Genomic DNA, 17,982 nt, shown 5'->3' with positions numbered 1-17,982 from the left:
GGCGGTCGGCCGCCCGGGGACGCCGGTCAGTAAACGCCCTTCCGTGCGGAAAGCGCTACAGCGCGGACCGAATTTCAGCCCTTCGGAGGCGGCCGCCCGCTCCGGCGTCGGGTATGCAGGACGCATGACGGACACGTGTGACCGGATCGCCGGGCTGCTGCTCGCCGCCGGCGGTGGCAGACGGCTCGGCGGGCGCCCCAAGGCGCTGCTGACGCACCGGGGGCGGCCGCTGGTGGAGTACGCGGTCGGGGTGCTGCGCGCGGGCGGCTGCGGGCCGGTGCACGTGGTTCTGGGGGCCCGCGCGCAGGACGTGCGGGAGCGGGCCGAGCTGGGCGGCTGTGTGGTCGTGGAGAACCCGGACTGGGCCGCGGGCATGGGGTCCTCGCTGCGGGTGGGACTGGAGTCGCTCGCCGGGGCGGGGGTGCGGGCAGCCGTGGTGTCGCTGGTGGACCAGCCGGGGATCGGCTCGGCGGCCGTCGCGCGGGTCGTCACCGGTTTCCGGGACGAGTCGTCACTGGTGTCGGCCGCGTACGACGGGGTGCGCGGGCATCCCGTCCTCCTCGGCTCGGCCCACTGGGCGGGGATCGCCGCGAGCGCGACCGGGGACCGGGGTGCCCGCGCCTATCTCAAGGCCCACGCGGACGCGATCACGCTCGTCGAGTGCGGGGATGTGGCCGAGCCGTACGACATCGACACGGAAGCGGACCTGGACCACCTGGAGTGAACGGTACCGAGCGCCACGTTGGCTCGACGCAGAGTCTCTCGACGTCAACAAACCATTGAACTTCCACGATGAGGAAACTAGTATCCACTGTTCAGGAGCGCCCGACCCCTGATCGGGCGTGCCTCGCTCCCCCCGGAACGACTGGCACCCGGTGCCATCGCTGAAGGAAGTGACAGCTCATGTCCGCACCAGCGCCGTCTCCGCCGGCCATCGTCCACGCCGAGCCCCTGCCCCGGCAGGAGGAGGTCCTCACCGACGCGGCGCTCGCCTTCGTGGCCGAGCTGCACCGGCGGTTCTCGCCGCGCCGCGCCGAACTCCTCGCCCGCCGTGCCGAGCGCCGCGCCGAGATCGCCCGCACCTCGACCCTGGGCTTCCTCCCGGAGACCGCCGCCGTCCGCGCGGACGACTCCTGGCGGGTCGCCCCCTGCCCCGCGGCCCTGGACGACCGGCGCGTCGAGATCACCGGCCCCACCGACCGCAAGATGACCATCAACGCCCTCAACTCGGGCGCCCGGATCTGGCTGGCGGACTTCGAGGACGCCTCCGCGCCGACCTGGGAGAACGTCGTCCTGGGCCAGCTGAACCTGATCGACGCCTACACCAGGAACATCGACTTCACGGACCCGGCGAGCGGCAAGTCGTACGCCCTGCGCCCGAACGAGGAGCTGGCGACGGTCGTCATGCGGCCGCGTGGCTGGCACCTGAACGAGCGGCACGTCGAGGTCGACGGCGAGCAGGTGCCCGGCGCCTTCGTCGACTTCGGTCTCTACTTCTTCCACAACGCGCGGCGGCTGCTCGACCTCGGCAAGGGACCCTACTTCTACCTCCCGAAGACCGAGTCGTATCTCGAAGCCCGGCTCTGGAACGACGTGTTCGTCTTCGCGCAGGACCACGTCGGCGTCCCGCAGGGCACCATCCGCGCCACCGTGCTGATCGAGACGATCACCGCCGCGTACGAGATGGAGGAGATCCTCTACGAACTGCGCGACCACGCCTCGGGGTTGAACGCCGGGCGCTGGGACTACCTGTTCTCCATCGTGAAGAACTTCCGTGACGGCGGGCCCAGGTTCGTCCTACCGGACCGCAACGCGGTCACCATGACGGCCCCGTTCATGCGGGCGTACACCGAACTCCTCGTCCGCACCTGCCACAAGCGCGGCGCGCACGCGATCGGCGGCATGGCGGCCTTCATCCCGTCCCGCCGGGACGCCGAGGTCAACAAGGTCGCCTTCGAGAAGGTCCGCGCCGACAAGGACCGCGAGGCGAAAGACGGTTTCGACGGCTCCTGGGTCGCCCACCCCGACCTGGTCCCGATCGCCATGGAGTCCTTCGACCGGGTCCTCGGCGACAGGCCGAACCAGAAGGACCGGCTGCGCGAGGACGTCCACGTCGAGGCCGCCGACCTGATCGCGATCGACTCGCTGGAGGCGAAGCCGACCTACCCGGGTCTGGTCAACGCCGTCCAGGTGGGCATCCGTTACATCGAGGCGTGGCTGCGCGGGTTCGGCGCGGTGGCCATCTTCAACCTCATGGAGGACGCGGCCACCGCCGAGATCTCCCGCTCGCAGATCTGGCAGTGGATCAACGCGGGTGTCGAGTTCGAGAACGGCGAGAAGGCCACGCCGGAGCTGGCCCGCAAGATCGCCGCCGAGGAACTCGCCGCGATCCGCGCGGAGACCGGCGAGGAGGCCTTCGCGGCCGGCCACTGGCAGCAGGCCCACGACCTGCTGCTCACCGTCGCCCTCGACGAGAACTACGCGGACTTCCTGACACTGCCCGCTTACCAGCAGCTCAGGGGCTAGGGCTGTCCGAGTGGCCCAGGGACTTCCCCGGGGCCACTCGGTCGCGTACGGCCTGCTTCACCGCCGTGGGCTCAGGGAAGCCCTGCTCGCGCCGGTCCCACACGACCTCGTCACCGACCCGTACGACGAAGACGCCGCCCTTGCCCGGCTTCAGCGCCAGCTCCGTCAGCTCGGTCTCGAAGGTGGTCAGCAGCTCCTGCGCCAGCCAGGCCGCTCGCGGCAGCCAGCGGCACTGGGTGCAGTACTCGATCTCGACACGCCCGCTGTCACTCATCCCAGGTGTACCGACCAATCCTGTTCCGCGGCCGGCTTCCCGTGCAGGTCGGGCACCCGCTTCAGCCACTTCGGCCGGCCTTGCTGTGTGCGCTCCGCCCGGAGGGCCTCCTCGGCGGCGAGTTCCTCCCGGCTGGGGAAGTCGGTGGGCAGCCAGGCCTCGGAGGCCCGCACACGCGCGTACAGGTGGTCGACGTACGCCTCGCGCGCCTCGCCGGGCGTGGCGAAGTCCTCGGTGAGCCATTCGTCGGGGACCTCGGCGACGATCTCCCGGAGCAGTTCCTTCGACACCTTCGGCGCCAGCTCGGCGTCGGCCGCCCGCACGTCGGGCCCGTAGTGGCCGAGGGCGTGGTGCCTGAAGTCGTAGGCCTTCGCCGGGTCGGTGCCGTCCCAGCGATGGTGGAAGACGAGGGCCGCGCCGTGGTCGATCAGCCACAGGTGCGGGGGCGCGACGCCGAGCGTCGGCCAGACCATCAGGTTGGAGCTGTGGACCGTACGGTCGACGTTCACGGTCAGGGCGTCGAGCCAGACGACCCGGCCGGCCTCCAGCGGATCCACCCGGAAGGTCTTCGCGACCTCAGGGGTGAAGTCCCGCGCCCCCGGCAGGAAGTCCATCCCGAGGTTGCGGCCGCGGCTGGCCGCGTGCAGGTCGCGGACCTCCTGGTGCGGTTCGGAGTCGGCGATCGCCGGGTCGAAGTGGACCAGGACCAGTTCGGGGAAGCGCAGCCCCAGCGCCCGCGCCAGCTCCCCCACGATCACCTCGGCGACCAGCGCCTTGCGGCCCTGCGCGGATCCGGTGAACTTCACGACGTAGGTGCCGTCGTCGTCGGCCTCCACGACGCCGGGGACGGAGCCGCCGGAGCGCAGGGGCTCGACGTAGCGGGTCGCGATGACCTCTCTCATCATTTCCCCAGGCCACCCGACCCTTCAGTCCTGCAATCCACGGTATCCGGCTTCCGGCCTCCGGTATGAAGTGAGCATAGTAACCGAGGGTGATCGCCGGCGAGCCGGTGGGCGGCCTCGGGCCGCCGTCGGGCCTGCGCCGCGCTTCGCGTCGTAGCGCTCCTCGTCCGGGGTGCCCCGGCCAAGGAGCACACGTCCGGCACGAAGGCCGTGAGCGTGACGCGTCCGGTCAGCGCAGAGAGCGGTACAGGGCCTGGTGGCGGCGGGCCGCCTCGGCCCAGGTGTGAGCGGCGGCCAGCTCCCGTCCGGCGGCCCGCCTGGCCGGGTCCTCGGCCGTGAGGGCGTGGCCGAGTGCGGTGGCCAGCCGGCCGGGCGTGGCGGCGAAGTGGGCTGCCGGGCCGAAGACCTCGCGCAGGACGGGCAGGTCCCGTACGACCAGGGGGACGCCCGCGGCGAGGGCCTCCATGGCGGCGAGGCCGAAGCCCTCCTTGAGCGAGGGGAAGGCGAAGGCGTCCGCGGCGGCGACCAGGGCCGGCAGCTCGTCGTCGGGCACCGGGCCCAGCACGAGTGGTTCCACGCCGAGTTCGGCCGCCCTGGCTTCCCAGCGGGCGCGGTAGTCGCGGTAGTCGAAGAGGGTCTCGCCGCCCGCGATGACCAGCCGGACGTCGCCGTGGTCGGCGCGCAGCAGGGCGTACGCCTCCAGCAGGTCCAGGGAGCCCTTGCGCGGTTCGATGCCGCCGACGGTGAGGATGTAGCGGCCCAGGCGGGAGCGCAGGCTCGCCCGTGCCGTCGCATCGGTGGTCGCGAAGCGCTCGTACGCCACGCCGTTGGGGATCACCTCGGCCGTCAGGTCCCAGCCCGTCCGGAGCTCGTCCGCGACCGCCGCGGACACGCAGATGTGCGCGTACGGCTCGACGATGGCCCGCTCGTGGCAGGCGGCCAGCTCGGGCGTCGTGAAGTGGTCGATGTGGTGGACGGTGCGGACGCAGCGGCCGACGGCGTTGGCGCTGATGCAGTCCTGGGCGTGGACGATGTCGTACGGGGCGGGGTCGAAGGCGTCGCGGAGGGTGGCGATGGAGCGCACGACGCGCCCGCCGACCGTCTCGTCGGCCGGACCGTCGGCGAACGGTACGATCCGCAGCCGTACCGCCGGGGAGACGGGCCGGAAGAAGCCCGTGTCGCCGCCCCGGCCCAGCGTCCACACCGTCACGTCCTCGCCCAGCGCGGCGAGGGCCTCGGCGAGGTGGAGGGTGTGCACGACGCCGCCGCGCGGCTTGGTGGAGTAGCTGAGCAGGGCGATCTTCACGAGGCTGCTCCCGGAGGGCCGGCGGGCGACGGGTGCTCGCGGTAGGCGGTGGGGCGGCGCTCGTCCAGGTGGCGCAGGACCCGGCGGGCGCGGTCGATCTCGGCGGCGACGTCGATCTCGGCGACGGCCAGGCCGGCCTTGGTCCAGGTGCGGGCGAGGATGTCGCCGCCGGGGCCGACGACCTTGGCCTGGCCGAGGAAGCGCATGCCGCCCATGGCGCCGGTCTGGTTGGAGGAGGCGAGGACGAGCTGGTTCTCGGCGGCGCGGGCCTGGTCGTAGAGGTCGAAGAGCCTGGCCTGGCGGTCCTGGGCCATGCGCGGGGCGCGGTTGGTGATGGAGGTGGGCCAGGCGGACAGGCAGGCGAGGACCTCGGCCCCGTCGAGGGCGAGCGAGCGGGCGGACTCGGGGAAGGTCTTGTCGTAGTCGATGAGCATGCCGAGGCGCCCGACGGGGGTGTCGAAGGCGTCGAAGCGGTCGCCCGGCGTGTAGGCGGCGGTCTCCCCGGCCGGGAGGTGGACCTTGCGGTGGCGGCCGAGGACGCCGTCGCCGCTGACGCAGACGGCCGCGTTGAAGCGCTCGTCGCCCGCGTCCTCGCAGTAGCCGACACACACCACCAGCTCGGCGGCCAGGCGGGCGACCCGGTGGATCAGCGGGTCGTCGGGCTTGAGGGCCGGGGGCAGGGCCTCGGGGTCGGGGTGGCGCAGATCGGCGAGGTAGCCGCCGAGCGCGGCGTCCGGCAGCACGAGCAGTCCGGCACCACAGGCACGCGCGTCGTCGATCAGCTTGGCGATGCGGGCGAGGTCGAACTCCAGGTCGCGGCCGAAGTGGGCGGCCGCGGCCGCGATCCGGATCGTGCTCATGCGGTGACTGCTCCTGCGTACGTGTAGGTCTCGGGCCGCCGGTCGCGCAGGTGCCCCATCGACCGGCGGGCGGTCCCGAGTGCCTGGGCGACGTCGAGTTCGGCGACGGCGATGCCGGCCGTGACGCCCGTGTCGGCGAGGACGTCGCCGCCGGGGTCGACGACCTTGGCGCTGCCGACGAAGCGTAGCGACCCGAAGGTGCCCGCCTGGTTGGCCGACAGCCACACGATCTGGTTCTCCAGGGCGCGGGCCCGGTCGAAGAGGTCGAAGCGGCGCTTCCAGCGGTCCTCTTCGAGGTTGGCGGCCGCGTTGGTCCGCGCGCCCGGCCAGGCCGACACGCACACTCCGATCTCCGCGCCGTCCAGTGCCAGTGCCCGCGCGGATTCCGGGAACGCCTTGTCGTAGCAGATCATCATGCCGATCCGGCCGACCGGGGTGTCGAAGGCGTGGAACCGGTCCCCGGAGGCGTAGGACGCGTCCTCGCTCAGTGGCTGGTGCACCTTGCGGTGGTTGCCGAGTACGCCGTCGCCGCAGACGCAGACGACACTGTTGTAGCGGTTGCCGTCCCCGTCCGCCTCGCAGTAGCCGGCGACGACCGTCATCTCCCCGGCCAGGGCGGCCAGTCGGCGGATCTCGGGGCCGTCGAGGGCGAGGGCGGGCGGGCCCTCGTCGAGTTCCGCGGCGTCGTCGAGGCTGAGCAGGTATCCGCCCAGGCACGCCTCCGGCAGCGCGAGCAGCCGTACGCCCTGCTCCCGCGCCTCCTTGATCAGCTGTTCGGCGACGCGGAAGTCCTCCTCCAGGTCCCGGCTGAACTCGGCGGCGACGGCCGCCATCCGCAGCGTGCTCATGCGGCTCCCATCCCGGTCACCGTCGAGGTGACCGCTTCGGTGATCTCGCCGTCGGGCCAGCGCAGCCCGACGCCTTCTCCTGTGGTCAGTTCGCCGCACACGGCGCCCGTGGCCGGTCCGGCGGGCAGGGGCGGGGCGCCCGGTGCGTCGGCGGTGAGCATCGCGTAGCCGGGGAAGCAGGTCAGCCAGTCGCCGACGGTCGCCTCGGGCGGCCGCGGCACGGCGGCCACGTCGAGCACCGCCCGGCAGCCGCTCGCCTCGGCGAGCATGCCGAGGGTGCCGGCGACGCCCGCCATCGACACGTCCTTGGCGGCGGCCGGCCGGGCGGCGGCCACCGCGCCGGTCATGGCGCGCAGGTCGTTCGCACGGCGGTGGCTCGTCGAGTCCCACTGGCGGCCCCGGTATCCCGCGCGCCAGCCACCGCCGAGGTCGGCGGTCAGCCGCACCTCGTGTCCCGGGCGTCCGCCGCCGCCCGGCACCGGATGCGCCGTCCGGCCCAGCGCGGTCACGGAGAGGGCGGCCGGAACGCCGAGCTGGGTGTGGCCGCCGAGGACGGGGACGGCGTAGGCGCGGGCCGCCCGGAGGAGACCGCCGAGTATCCGTGCGGCGTGCGCGGCGTCGCGTGCGCCGAGGGCGTCGAGCAGGCCGAGGGGTGAAGCACCCATCGCAGCCAGGTCGTTGACGTTGACGAGGACCGCGCACCAGCCGGCCCACTCGGGGTCGCGCTCGACCATGGACGGCACGATCGCGTCGCAGGCGGCGATCACGTCCGTGCCGGGTACGGGCGCTCCGTCGTCGCCGACGAACCCCGCCCCGCCGAGGACGGCCCGCGACGCGCCCCGGAGGGAAGCGCCGGCCGGGTCCGGGGCGCCCTCGCGGCCCGCCGGTCCGAAGGGGGCGGTGAGCAGCGGGCCGAGGGCCGACTTCGTGGCCGCCGCCTGCTCCGCGATCCGGCCGATGGGCCAGCGCATCAGCAGGTGCGGCGTGTTCGCGACCTCGGTCGGGCGCACGGAACGCCAGCCGAGCCGCCGGAACAAGGGCTCGCCCCGCACCTGGACGGTCGCCTCGAAGCGCAGTACGCCCGCCGCTTCGGCGCGCGCGCACGCGGCTCGCACCAGTGCGGCACCGATGCCCCAGGAGCCGCGGGCGCCCGGTGCGACGACGAGCCGGCCGCCCGCCCACCAGCCGAGGTCCGGACCGTCGTCGACCGGTCCCAGCCGGACCCCGCCGAGGACCGTGCCCGCGGTGTCCTTGGCGACCAGCACCAGCGTGCGCGGGTCGGTGTCGCGATCGTCCAGGTCATGGCCGTCGAAGAGTCCCTGTTCGTGGACGAACACGTCCTGCCGCAGCCGCCGGTAGTCGGCCAGCTCGCCCCGCGTGCGCGCCTCTTCGACGTGAAAGGAGGCCGCGCGGGCAAGGGTGCTGCGGTCGCCCAGCAGGGCCAGGATGTCGTACGGCCCTTCGGCCGCCGCCGATGCCGCGGATCCGTCGAGGAGCACTCCCCTCACCCGCCCGCCGTCGACAGCACGCTGCACGCTCCGCAGGCCGCGCACCCCGCCCTCTGGTCGGCACCGCGCATCCCGGCGGCACGCAGTTTGGCGGCGACGCCCTCGGTGACGTACCGCAGCAGTTCGGCGCTCGGGGCGGCGACGCCGTCGCGGGCGGCCAGGGTGCCCTGCATCGGGCGGAAGGGGACGACGAAGGGGTACACCCCCCGGTCGATCAAGTCCGCTGCTCCCGCGATGAGTTCGTCGGGGTCCTCGCCGAGGCCGACGAGGAGGTAGGTGGAGACCCGGTTGGGCCCGAAGACGCGTACCGCCTCGTCCCAGGCGGCTTCGTACGCGGACAGCGGGACGGTCGACTTGCCGGGCATCCAGCGGCGGCGCACCGCGTCGTCGAGGGACTCGACGTGGATACCGATGGCGGTGGCGCCGGCGTCGTGCAGGGCGCGGATCCAGGCGAGGTCGGCGGGCGGTTCGCACTGCACCTGGACGGGCAGACCGGGGACGGCTTCGCGTACGGCGCGCACCGAGCGTACGAGGGTGCGGGCGCCGCGGTCCGGGCCGGTGGTGGTGCCGGTGGTCATGACCATCTGCCGGACCCCGTCGAGCCGCACGGCGGCCTCGGCGACCTCGGCGAGCTGCGCCGGTGTCTTGGCGGCCACCGTGGCGCCGGCGCGCAGGGACTCCTCGATGGTGCAGAACCGGCAGCGGTCGGACTCGGCGTAGCGGACGCAGGTCTGGACGACCGTGGTGGCGAGGACGTCGGCGCCGTGCAGGCGGGCGATGTGCTCGTAGGGGATGCCGTCGGCCGTGGTGAGGTCGTAGAACCTCGGGCGCTGTACGGCGGTGAGGGTGAGGCCGGTGTCCTCGTCACCGAGCCACACCCTGCCGTCGCGGACCCGGTAGGGGCTGTCGGGGTTGCGGGGAAGCGCGGCACCGGCACCGTCGACGAGGACGTGGCCGTCGTCGCTCGGCCCCGCGCCGTCCGGCCGCCGTACGGGGGCATCCGACGCCACTCCGTGCAGGGCGAGTTCGGCGCGGGTCGTGATCCGCACATCCACCGTCGTTCCGGTGCCGGTGCTCATGGCGGTCTCCCTACAGCTGGTAGGTGGAGTTGATGACGGCGCCCTTGCGCGCGTAGTGGATCAACGCGTCCTGGACGTCGAGGGGGTGGGTGGGGATGACGCCCTCGATGAGGTCCTCCTCGCGGGCGCCGTGCAGGGACAGCCCGAAGCGGCAGCAGTAGACCTTGCCGCCTTCGGCGATGAACGTCTTGAGCTGGTTGTTGATGTTGTGCTCGCCGGGGAAGGCGGAGTTGCCGACGGTGGGGAAACCGCGGGTGGCCAGGCAGTTGAGGGAGCCGGGGCCGTAGAAGTAGATGGCGGTCTCGAAGCCCTTGCGCAGGGCGCGGGTGGCCTGGAGGACGGCGACGAAGGACACGGACGACTCGTGGGCGATGCCGTGGACGAGGGTGAAGTAGGTCTCGCCGTCCTCGGCCTGGTAGTCGGGGAAGACCTTGGTGGAGCCGTAGATGCTGGAGCCCTCGGGGAGGGAGGGGTGCGGGATCTCGTCGAGTGACTTCTGCTCGACGTCGCTGAGCTGGGCGGCATGGGACATGGTTCGCTCCTTGTGCGAGGCGGGGGTTGGGCAGGGGGCGGTCAGTCGTAGAGGGCGGCGAAGGTGTCGCGGAAGACGAGGTCGGCGAGTCGGCCGCCGCCGGTGGCTTGCGCGAGACGGGCGTATTCGCCGGTGAAGTCGCCCCACGGCTGGTCACTGGCGAAGAGCACGCGGTCGTGGCCGATGCCGCGCTGCTCGATCTCCCGGGCGAGCCAGAGCGGCAGGAAGCCGATGGCCCAGGAGAGGTCGGTGTAGACGCGCTTGCCGGCGGCGATCCAGTCGAAGAAACGGGCACCGGCGAGCTTGATGTGCCCGCTCATCCCGCCGCCGAAGTGCACGAGATGGACGGGAACCCGGTCGGCGTACCAGTCGACGAGGTGGCCGACCTCGTCGATGTCGGAGGCGGCGCCGGGAGAGGTGTGGACGTGGACCACCAGGTCGTGCCGGGCAGCGGTGGCGAATATCCGGTCGAGCTGCGGACGGCAGGCCGGGTCGGTGGGGCGGCCGCCGAGCAGGAAGCTCAGCTTGAGCGCTTTCACGCCGGGCTCGCCCGCCAACGCCAGTGCCTGGCCGGTGCGTTGCTCGTCCTCGGGGCGCGGCGAGACCCACAGGCCCGCGCGGATCCGGTCGTCGGACTGGGCGGCCTCGATCGCCAGCTCGTTGAAGGAGAAGGCGACGGCCGGGTCGGGGACGCCGTAGTTGGGGATGACCAGGGCGCGTTCGGTGCCCTCGGCGTCCAGGTCGGCGACGAACTGCCTGATGGTGGCGCGGGCGGTGGTGTCGGGGTTGACGGGCGGCCCGCCGTAGAAGGGGTAGGCGGGCAGGACACCGATGTGCCGGTGGGCGTCGAAGACCATGGCCGTCAGCCGATCGGGAGGGCGGCCGCGAGGGCGTTGGGCGCGCCGGTGAGGGTGCCGCACACGTCGGCCAGGCGGCGCGAGGCGTCGATGTGGTCCGCGAGGAACCCGGCGTCCCGGCCCACCGCCTCGAACCGGCCCGAACCCCAGGTGTACTGCCAGGGCAGGCCCAGGAAGTACAGGCCGGGGACGTTGCTGACGCCCCGCCAGTGCATGGGGTAGCCGCGGCCGTCGAAGGCGGGAATCTCGATCCAGCGGTGATCGCGGGTGAAGCCGGTGGCCCAGACGACGGAGGTGATACCGGCCTCGGCGAGGTCGAGGGCGCCCGGCTGCCCGTCCGGCTGCCATACGGGCCGGTAGCGAGCTTCGGTGACCGCCTGGACACCATGGGCCTCGATATACGCGTCGATGGCGTCCTTGATGCTCTCGGCCACCGCGTCGGCGTGGTCGAGGTTGGTCCTGAGGTCGTCGGCGAACTCCAGGACCGGTCCCTCGACGTCCTTGAGGCGGCCGTACAGGCGCATCCCGTCGCGGGCGAAGGCCCTCAGGTCGATGTCGCGGCCACCGTCGCGCCCGGTGACGTAGTGGTTGACCCGCAGGCGTACCGCGTCGGCGTCGTCGAAGCCGTCGATGCTCTTGTCGTAGTGGCCCATGTCGTCCAGCCAGGCCACGCAGTCACGGCCGCGGTAGAAGCGGGCGACCCGGGGCGCGCTGCCGACCGCGAGATGCACCTGCCGGCCGGCGAGGTGGAGGTCCTCGGCGATCTGGCAGCCGGACTGGCCGGTGCCGACCACGAGGACCGCGCCGTCCGGGAGCTGGTCGGGGTTGCGGTAGCCGGAGGAGTGGAGCTGTGCGACGCCGACGGGCAGCCGCTCGGCCATTCGGGGCAGCTTCGGGGTGTGGTACGGGCCGGTGGCCACGACGACCTGGTCGGCGGTGAACTCCCCGGCGGTGGTGCCGATCTCGAAGACTCCGCTCGCCGCGCGGCGCAGCCGGGTCACGGACACGCCCTCCACCAGCGGGGGCTGGAAGGCGGCGACGTACTCCTCCAGGTAGCGCACGATGTCGTCGCGGACCATGAAGCCGTCGGGGTCGGTCCCCGCGTAGGGGTGGCCGGGCAGCCTGCACTGCCAGTTGGGGGTCACCAGGCAGAAGGAGTCCCAGCGGCGCTCGCGCCACTCGTGCCCGACCCGATGGGCCTCGATCACCACGTGGTCGACGCCGCGCTCGCCCAGGCAGTGACTCGCCGACAGGCCGGCCTGGCCGCCGCCGACCACGGCCACCGTGTAGTGGGTTCCCGAGAGCCGGGGTGCGGGGGTCACCGTGCGCTCCCGTCGGCGTCGAGGAGCGCCTCGACGGTGACCTTGCCGTCGGCCGGGAAGGCCCGGACGCGTGCCGTCTCCTCGATCCGCTCCAGCTGACCTGAGGCGCCGGTGCAGGAGAAACCGAATTTCTCCCGTACCCTCTCACCGGCGATTCCGAGCGCCGTCCGACTCCGCTCCAGGAAGTCGGCCACTTCGTACTCGGTGCCCACCGTGAAGTAGTCCTCGATTACTGTGGAGGGGGAATAGCAACGCTGGATGCCACCGTCGGGCCAGCGCACATCGAAATACATCTCGGGCATGACATCCTCCATGCCTGGCGCCGAGGTCTTCGCACCTCGCCGCTGCGTGTGACCACCACTTCAGCCAGCGGCGATTACCGAACCAAGTCATCCGGACTAAAGCGGAGTTACGGAACCCTCACTCCGTGCCGGGCCCGGCACGGAGTGAGGGAATGTGCCTCTCAGGCAAATTCCGCCACCTGGCACGAGATCATGGAGAGCCGCAGGGCCGGCCCCCGCCATTTACCGGGGTAATTCCGCCGCTCGGCGGCTCCGGATATTCGCCCTGCCGGCCGAAGGCGTTCTGACGGCCGTTTCCGCACCCCCGGCCGCCCCCGCGAGGCAAGCGCGTGCCCCTGGCCTCTCCTCAGGCGCCGTGATCCCGGCCCGGTGCCGTTGTGCCCTCGCCGCTCCGGGCCAGGGGGTTCGGCAGCGGCAGGTAGCGCGCGTCGGCGCCGTCCGCACCGGTCCAGCGCAGCAGCAGGTTCGTCTTGCCGGGCAGGGTCGGGGACGTCAGCAGGCCGGTCGCCTCCGGGAGCGGATGCCGGGCCAGCTCCCGCCGTGCCGCGGGCCACGGATCGAAGCCGGGGTGGTGCTCGGCGAGCGCGGCGGCCACCTCGGTCAGGTGGTTGACGACCAGGCAGTACACCAGCCGCTCCCAGCCGGCGGCGCGGTCCACGTCGGCCAGCAGCTTGACCCCTTCGGCGTCCCGGTACAGCGCCTGCACCGGCATGCCGTCGGCGTCGACGGCGACCAGGGTGTTCTGCAGATGCGCTTCGAGGACGACGCCGTGCTCGGCGAAGGCGGTCAGGGCCGGGGGTACGACCGCCCGCAGATACGCCTCCCACCAGGCACCCGGCTCCGGCGCCGTGGCCAGCGGGTCGCCGTCGAAGCCCTCCACCAGGCCGGCGGCCAGCAGGGGGGTGGCTCCCGGCAGCAGCGGCCCGCGCAGCCCGTCCCGGACCAGCACGGCGAGTTCCTCGAAGGCGAAGCGGGCCGTGCGGTAGCCGCGGTCGCCGAGCCAGCCGGCGGGCCCGTCCATCGCCGTGAACGCGGCGCCGGCGGCGGCGTCCGTACGGCGCAGTTTTCGCAGGTCGTGCGCCCACAGACGGCGGACGTCGTTGGTGATCCGGACGTCCAGGCTGAACTTCAGGAAGAGGTCCCGCCGCGGCTCGTACACCGTGCGGACCGCGGCCGTCGGCCAGGTCACGAAGTCCGTCTCGCCGAGGCGCAGCAGCCGCCCGTCGGCGAAGGCCGGGGCGAGGTCGCGGGCGACCAGGTCGAGCTGCCAGGGGTGGGCGGGCAGCAGCCGGTAGCCCCGCGGTACGGCGGCCGGGGCGGCCAGTGCGTCCAGCGCGGCCGTGTCGCCTTCCTCCGCCACCTCGTCCTCGCGGACCGCGAGCAGCACCAGCGGGAACCGGGCGTGCGCCTCGGGGGCGTACGGCAGCCAGGCGGTGACCGGGCCGCCGCCGCGCGCCTTGGGGGCGGGGTGGTAGGGATGGCCGGTGATGAGGGACTGCTCCGAACGCAGATACGGGTCGTCCGGCGCCGTCGCCCGGGCGCGTGCCGTGAGCAGCGCGGCGACCGCGTCCCGGCTGTCGATCATCTCGGCCGGCAGGTCGCCGTTGGACAGGCCGGTGTGGCCGCGCAGCTCCTCGGCGACGAGTTTCACCAGTTCGGCGTGGCCGATGCGGTGCCAGGCGCCGTCCGCGTACACCTCGGGCGCGGCGGGCCGGCGCTCGCCGCGCACCCGAAGCAGCCGTCCGCCGCCGGGCAGCCGGTAGACCCGCGACGCCCCTTGCCCGCTGTCCGGGAGCGGCTGGGCCACCTCCCGCAGCAGGCAGTTGAGCAGGGGCGCGGCAGCGTACGCGTCGGCACGTTCGCCGACGGTGTCGCCGAGGGGCATGAGGTCCACGCGTTCCATTCGTTCTCTGTGTCCACACAGTCCGATCGTGATCAGTATGTCGCTTGTCACGGGTCATCATGACCGTCGTACCCGTCTCCGAGGAGCTCTCCCGTGCACCGTCCCTCACCCATCGAGACCCGGCTCGCCGCGGAGCTGGCCGAGGCGCGGCCGGACCTGGCCGACCGGTACGCGGCCGAGCTGCCCGGTGCGCGGGCGGCGGTGCTGACCCGGCTGTGGCGGGCGCTGGCGCACGAGCCGCTGCCGTGGGTGGCGCGCCGGGTGCGCGGGGCGCACAGCCTGGCCCTGTGGCTGGCCGACGGCCGGGCGCTGCACGGCCCGCGGGCGGATCCGTACGCCACCGGCGCGTATGCGACCGCCGTGCGTCTGGACTCGGTGGCGTACGACGATCCGGCACGGCTGATGACGGCCCTGGGGTGGCCGCACGCGGACGGGTTCGCGGCCGAGCTCGGGCACAGCGTCGCGTCGACGGCGCTGTCGCGGGCCGATCAGGAGTCTTCCGGGAAGGAGTGGCCGGAGCACGACTGGGAGTGGGAGCAGCGGGTCGTCGACGGGCACCCCTTCCACCCCAACTGCCGTTCCCGGCCCGGTTTCTCGGCGGTCGAGCAGCTGGCGTACGGGCCGGAGCACCGGCCGGTGGTGCGGCTGGGGACGGTTCCGGTCGCGGCCGGGGAGTGCCTGCTGACCGGTGACTGGCCGGACGAACTCCGTGACGGGGGGCGGCTGTTGATTCCGGTGCACCCCTGGCAGAGCGCCCACGTCCTCAAGGGCGGCCCCGCCCGGCCCTGGCGCGACGCGCACCCGCTGATGTCCCTGCGCACCCTCGCGCTTCCCGGTGGACCGCATGTGAAGACCGCGCTCAGCGCCCGGCTGACCTCCTCCGTGCGGGACATCTCGGCGTACTCGGTCGGCGCGGCGATGACGTTGTCGTCGTTCGCGACGGACCTGGCGTCCCGGACGGACGGACTCCTGCACATCACCCGCACGCTGGGCGCGGCGACCGCCGACTCCCCTGATCTGGCGGCCCTGTTGCGCGAGTCGCCGCAGGTGTACGCGGCACCGGGGGAGCAGGTCCTCCCGGTGGCGGCCCTGGCCACCACCGCTCTGCCTCAATCGGCGTCCTGGCTGGCCGACTTCACGCGTCTCACCCTGACGGTGGGCCTGCGGCTGCTGGACCTGGGGGTGGCCCTGGAGGCGCACGGCCAGAACCTCCTGGTCGTGCTCTCCGAGAGCGGCGCGCCGCTGCGCCTGGTCTACCGCGACCTGGCCGACATCCGCCTCAGCCCCGCCCGTCTCACCCGCCACGGCATCACCCCGCCGGGACTGACCGGCCGCCTGGTCACGGACGACGAGACGGCGCTGCGCCGCAAGCTGTTCGGCTCCCTGGTCGCGGGCGCGCTGGCGGGCACGGCGGGTTCGGGACCGGCCCTGGCGACGGCTCTGGAGGCGGCCGTACCGCATCTGCCGGCCACCCCCGATCTGACGGCCCTCCTCGAAGGCCCGCTGCCGGCCAAGGCGCTGACCCTGATGCGGCTGTCCCCGCAGGTGCCCGGAGACCAGTGGGCGGTACTGCCGAACCCGCTCGCCGCCCTGCGTTGACCATGCCGGTCACTCCTGTTCACCGGTCCGGACCTCGTTTTGGAGCCCGGCACCTTTGATCAATAGGATCCGCCGATGATCAGAACACATCGGTTGGCGGCAGGAGTCTGCGCTCTGCTCGCCGCCCTGGCGGGCGGGATCGCGTTCCCCGGCCAGGCGGTCGCCGACGAGACCGAACAGGCCGCTCCCAAGGTGGAGCTCGTGCTGGACGTCAGCGGTTCCATGCGGACGGCGGACATCGACGGCGGGACGCGGATGGCCGCGGCGAAGCAGGCGTTCAACGAGGTGCTGGACGCGACGCCCGAGGGGGTCCAGCTCGGCATCCGCACGCTGGGCGCCAACTACCGCGGCAACGACCGCAAGGAGGGCTGCAAGGACACCGCGCAGCTCTACCCGGTCGGCACGCTCGACCGCACCGAGGCGAAGACCGCCGTCGCCACGCTCACGCCGACCGGCTGGACGCCGATCGGCCCCGCGCTGCTCAAGGCGGCCGACGACCTCCAAGGCGGTAGCGGGACCCGCCGTATCGTCCTGATCAGCGACGGCGAGGACACCTGCCAGCCGCTGGACCCGTGCGAGGTGGCCCGCGAGATCGCCGCCAAGGGCGTCGGGCTGACCATCGACACCCTCGGCCTGGTGCCGGACGCCAAGACCCGCGACCAGCTCAGCTGCATCGCGGACGCGACGGGCGGCACGTACACCTCCGTCCAGCACAAGGAGGAACTGACCGACCGGGTGGGCCAGTTGGTGCATCGGGCGGCGGACCCCGTGGTCACGCCGGTGGCGACCGAGGGGACGGACCAGTGCTCGTCCGCGCCCACGCTGAAGTCCGGCCTGTACACCGACCGTGAGGAGTTCGGGCAGCAGCGCTGGTACAAGGTCGACGTCGACCCGGGCCAGGAGCTGCGGGCTTCGGTGAGCGTCGCGGCCGACCGGGCCGTCAACGCCGACTACGGGGTGCTGCTGCGGGCGGTGACCGTGCACGGGCGGGAGATCGTGCGCGGCGAGGCGTCGGGCCTCGGGCGTACGGACGTGATCTCGACCGGGCTGCGGTACCCGAAGGCCGAGAGCGACGACGAGGACACCACCCCGGAGACCGTCTGCCTCCAGGTGACCAACTCCTTCTCGGCCGCGTCCGGGGTGAAGACCAGCCCCGGTCTGCCGGTCGAGCTGACGGTCGACGTGGTGGACGGGCCGTCGCAGGCGTCCGACGTCGCCTCCTTCGGCCTCGGCCGCGGCTGGTGGCTGCTCGGCGCCCTGGTGCTGACCGGCTTCCTCGCGGGTCTGGTGTGGGGTTGGGTGTCGCGCTGGCGGATCGCGGTCTGGAGGACCAACTGATGTCGATCACACGTGTGTTGAGCGCCGCCCTGCTGACGGTGGGGCTGGCGGTGGGGCCGGCCGCGGGTCCGGCGGTCGCGGACTCCTCCCCCTCCCCCAGCGCCTCGGCGGACAGCGGCGCGCCCACCCAGGCAGGCACGTCCTTCCGTACGGCGACGGAGATCGACCAGGGGCAGCAGGCGACGGCGAGCGGATCGACCGGCGACTACCTGTACTGGTCCTTCCCGGCCGACGCCGGGCAGCGCCCCGACGTCAAGGCGACGGTGAAGCTGCCCGGCTCGCACGCCGCGCAGACCTGGCAGCTCGACGTGTACGACGGGCTGCGGCGCCGGCAGGCCTGCCAGTACGGCGCGCAGACCCGCACGGCGGCGCAGGGTGCCACGTCGGTGGAGCTGGCCTGCGTGATGCGTACCGTGCGGGCCTGGTCGGAGCCGTGGGCCGACGACCCGCTGCCCGGCACGTACTACATCCGGCTCACCGTGTTGGACCTGACCTCGGCCGACCTCGGTCAGCCGGTGAGCGCCGAGGTGAAGGCGGACTCCAAGGACATCGGCGGCGCGGCGGCGGTGGACGGTTCGCTGGCCAAGCCGCTGGTGCCCGGGATCGCCGTCACGTCCGGGTCGGACCAGGGCAGTTCCTCGTCCACGAAGTCGGCCGTGCTGTCCGGCATCGAGCCCGACGGCGGCTGGTCCTCCGGCTGGTGGAGCGACCGCTGGGTGTGGACCGGGATCGGCGGGGTGCTGGCCGCGCTGGCGGGAATAGGCGGGCCCCGCGGGGGCGTGGCCGGATGCTGTGCCCGGTCGGCTCCGGCGCCGGTCTTGGCAGT

Annotated in this window: 17 protein-coding genes; 5 read left to right on the top strand and 12 right to left on the bottom strand. The window is 73.0% G+C overall.

Annotation, left to right across the window (positions count from 1 at the left end):
• The first annotated feature begins 124 nt into the window (after positions 1–124).
• A complete protein-coding gene (locus AB0P24_RS05800; RefSeq protein ID WP_365790960.1) occupies positions 125–724 on the top strand; it encodes a nucleotidyltransferase family protein in 600 nt (199 codons plus the stop codon).
• 179 nt (positions 725–903) lie between these two features.
• A complete protein-coding gene (aceB, locus tag AB0P24_RS05795) occupies positions 904–2,526 on the top strand; it encodes a malate synthase A (protein ID WP_365790959.1) in 1,623 nt (540 codons plus the stop codon).
• Here aceB and AB0P24_RS05790 read toward each other — a convergent pair.
• From AB0P24_RS05790 to AB0P24_RS05735, 12 genes are all read right to left on the bottom strand, one after another.
• Complete coding sequence (locus AB0P24_RS05790) at positions 2,516–2,800, bottom strand: SelT/SelW/SelH family protein (protein ID WP_365790958.1); 285 nt, start codon at positions 2,798–2,800, stop codon at positions 2,516–2,518. The two genes, aceB and AB0P24_RS05790, sit on opposite strands and share 11 nt — an antisense overlap.
• Positions 2,797–3,705, bottom strand: coding sequence for a HipA family kinase (locus AB0P24_RS05785; protein ID WP_365790957.1), 909 nt, complete (start codon positions 3,703–3,705; stop codon positions 2,797–2,799). Before AB0P24_RS05785 ends, AB0P24_RS05790 begins: the two co-directional genes overlap by 4 nt.
• 226 nt (positions 3,706–3,931) lie before the next feature.
• On the bottom strand, positions 3,932–5,008 hold the full coding sequence (locus AB0P24_RS05780; protein WP_365790956.1) for an MSMEG_0565 family glycosyltransferase: 1,077 nt from the start codon (positions 5,006–5,008) through the stop codon (positions 3,932–3,934).
• On the bottom strand, positions 5,005–5,868 hold the full coding sequence (locus tag AB0P24_RS05775) for a carbon-nitrogen hydrolase family protein (RefSeq protein ID WP_365790955.1): 864 nt from the start codon (positions 5,866–5,868) through the stop codon (positions 5,005–5,007). Before AB0P24_RS05775 ends, AB0P24_RS05780 begins: the two co-directional genes overlap by 4 nt.
• Complete coding sequence (locus AB0P24_RS05770; protein WP_365790954.1) at positions 5,865–6,716, bottom strand: carbon-nitrogen hydrolase family protein; 852 nt, start codon at positions 6,714–6,716, stop codon at positions 5,865–5,867. Before AB0P24_RS05770 ends, AB0P24_RS05775 begins: the two co-directional genes overlap by 4 nt.
• Positions 6,713–8,251: an MSMEG_0567/sll0787 family protein gene (locus tag AB0P24_RS05765; RefSeq protein ID WP_365790953.1), complete on the bottom strand. Its 1,539-nt coding sequence runs from the start codon at positions 8,249–8,251 to the stop codon at positions 6,713–6,715. Before AB0P24_RS05765 ends, AB0P24_RS05770 begins: the two co-directional genes overlap by 4 nt.
• Positions 8,221–9,303 carry an MSMEG_0568 family radical SAM protein gene (locus AB0P24_RS05760; RefSeq protein ID WP_365790952.1) on the bottom strand — a complete coding sequence of 361 codons (1,083 nt, stop codon included), beginning with the start codon at positions 9,301–9,303 and terminating at the stop codon, positions 8,221–8,223. Before AB0P24_RS05760 ends, AB0P24_RS05765 begins: the two co-directional genes overlap by 31 nt.
• Positions 9,304–9,313: 10 nt before the next feature.
• Positions 9,314–9,835, bottom strand: a complete 522-nt coding sequence (locus AB0P24_RS05755; protein ID WP_365790951.1) for an MSMEG_0572/Sll0783 family nitrogen starvation response protein — start codon at positions 9,833–9,835, stop codon at positions 9,314–9,316.
• Between the two features lie 41 nt (positions 9,836–9,876).
• On the bottom strand, positions 9,877–10,692 hold the full coding sequence (locus AB0P24_RS05750) for an amidohydrolase family protein (RefSeq protein WP_365790950.1): 816 nt from the start codon (positions 10,690–10,692) through the stop codon (positions 9,877–9,879).
• A gap of 5 nt (positions 10,693–10,697) precedes the next feature.
• Positions 10,698–12,014, bottom strand: a complete 1,317-nt coding sequence (locus AB0P24_RS05745) for an MSMEG_0569 family flavin-dependent oxidoreductase (protein ID WP_365790949.1) — start codon at positions 12,012–12,014, stop codon at positions 10,698–10,700.
• Positions 12,011–12,316 carry an MSMEG_0570 family nitrogen starvation response protein gene (locus AB0P24_RS05740; protein WP_365790948.1) on the bottom strand — a complete coding sequence of 102 codons (306 nt, stop codon included), beginning with the start codon at positions 12,314–12,316 and terminating at the stop codon, positions 12,011–12,013. The genes AB0P24_RS05745 and AB0P24_RS05740 overlap by 4 nt, the downstream gene beginning before the upstream one ends.
• Positions 12,317–12,662: 346 nt before the next feature.
• Complete coding sequence (locus tag AB0P24_RS05735) at positions 12,663–14,219, bottom strand: IucA/IucC family protein (protein WP_365790947.1); 1,557 nt, start codon at positions 14,217–14,219, stop codon at positions 12,663–12,665.
• A 93-nt stretch (positions 14,220–14,312) separates the two neighbouring features.
• Here AB0P24_RS05735 and AB0P24_RS05730 point away from each other — a divergent pair, with 93 nt between their 5' ends.
• The 3 genes from AB0P24_RS05730 to AB0P24_RS05720 all read left to right on the top strand — a co-directional run.
• Positions 14,313–15,818, top strand: coding sequence for an IucA/IucC family protein (locus tag AB0P24_RS05730; RefSeq protein ID WP_365790946.1), 1,506 nt, complete (start codon positions 14,313–14,315; stop codon positions 15,816–15,818).
• Positions 15,819–15,893: 75 nt separating this feature from the next.
• A complete protein-coding gene (locus tag AB0P24_RS05725) occupies positions 15,894–17,156 on the top strand; it encodes a VWA domain-containing protein (RefSeq protein WP_365790945.1) in 1,263 nt (420 codons plus the stop codon).
• On the top strand, positions 17,156–17,982 hold an 827-nt coding region (locus AB0P24_RS05720), incomplete at its 3' end, for a hypothetical protein (RefSeq protein ID WP_365790944.1). The genes AB0P24_RS05725 and AB0P24_RS05720, both read left to right, overlap by 1 nt.

It is taken from the genome of Streptomyces sp. NPDC086519 (assembly GCF_040686075.1).
GTDB lineage: Bacteria > Actinomycetota > Actinomycetes > Streptomycetales > Streptomycetaceae > Streptomyces > Streptomyces shenzhenensis.
This window is presented reverse-complemented; position numbering and strand designations above follow the sequence as displayed.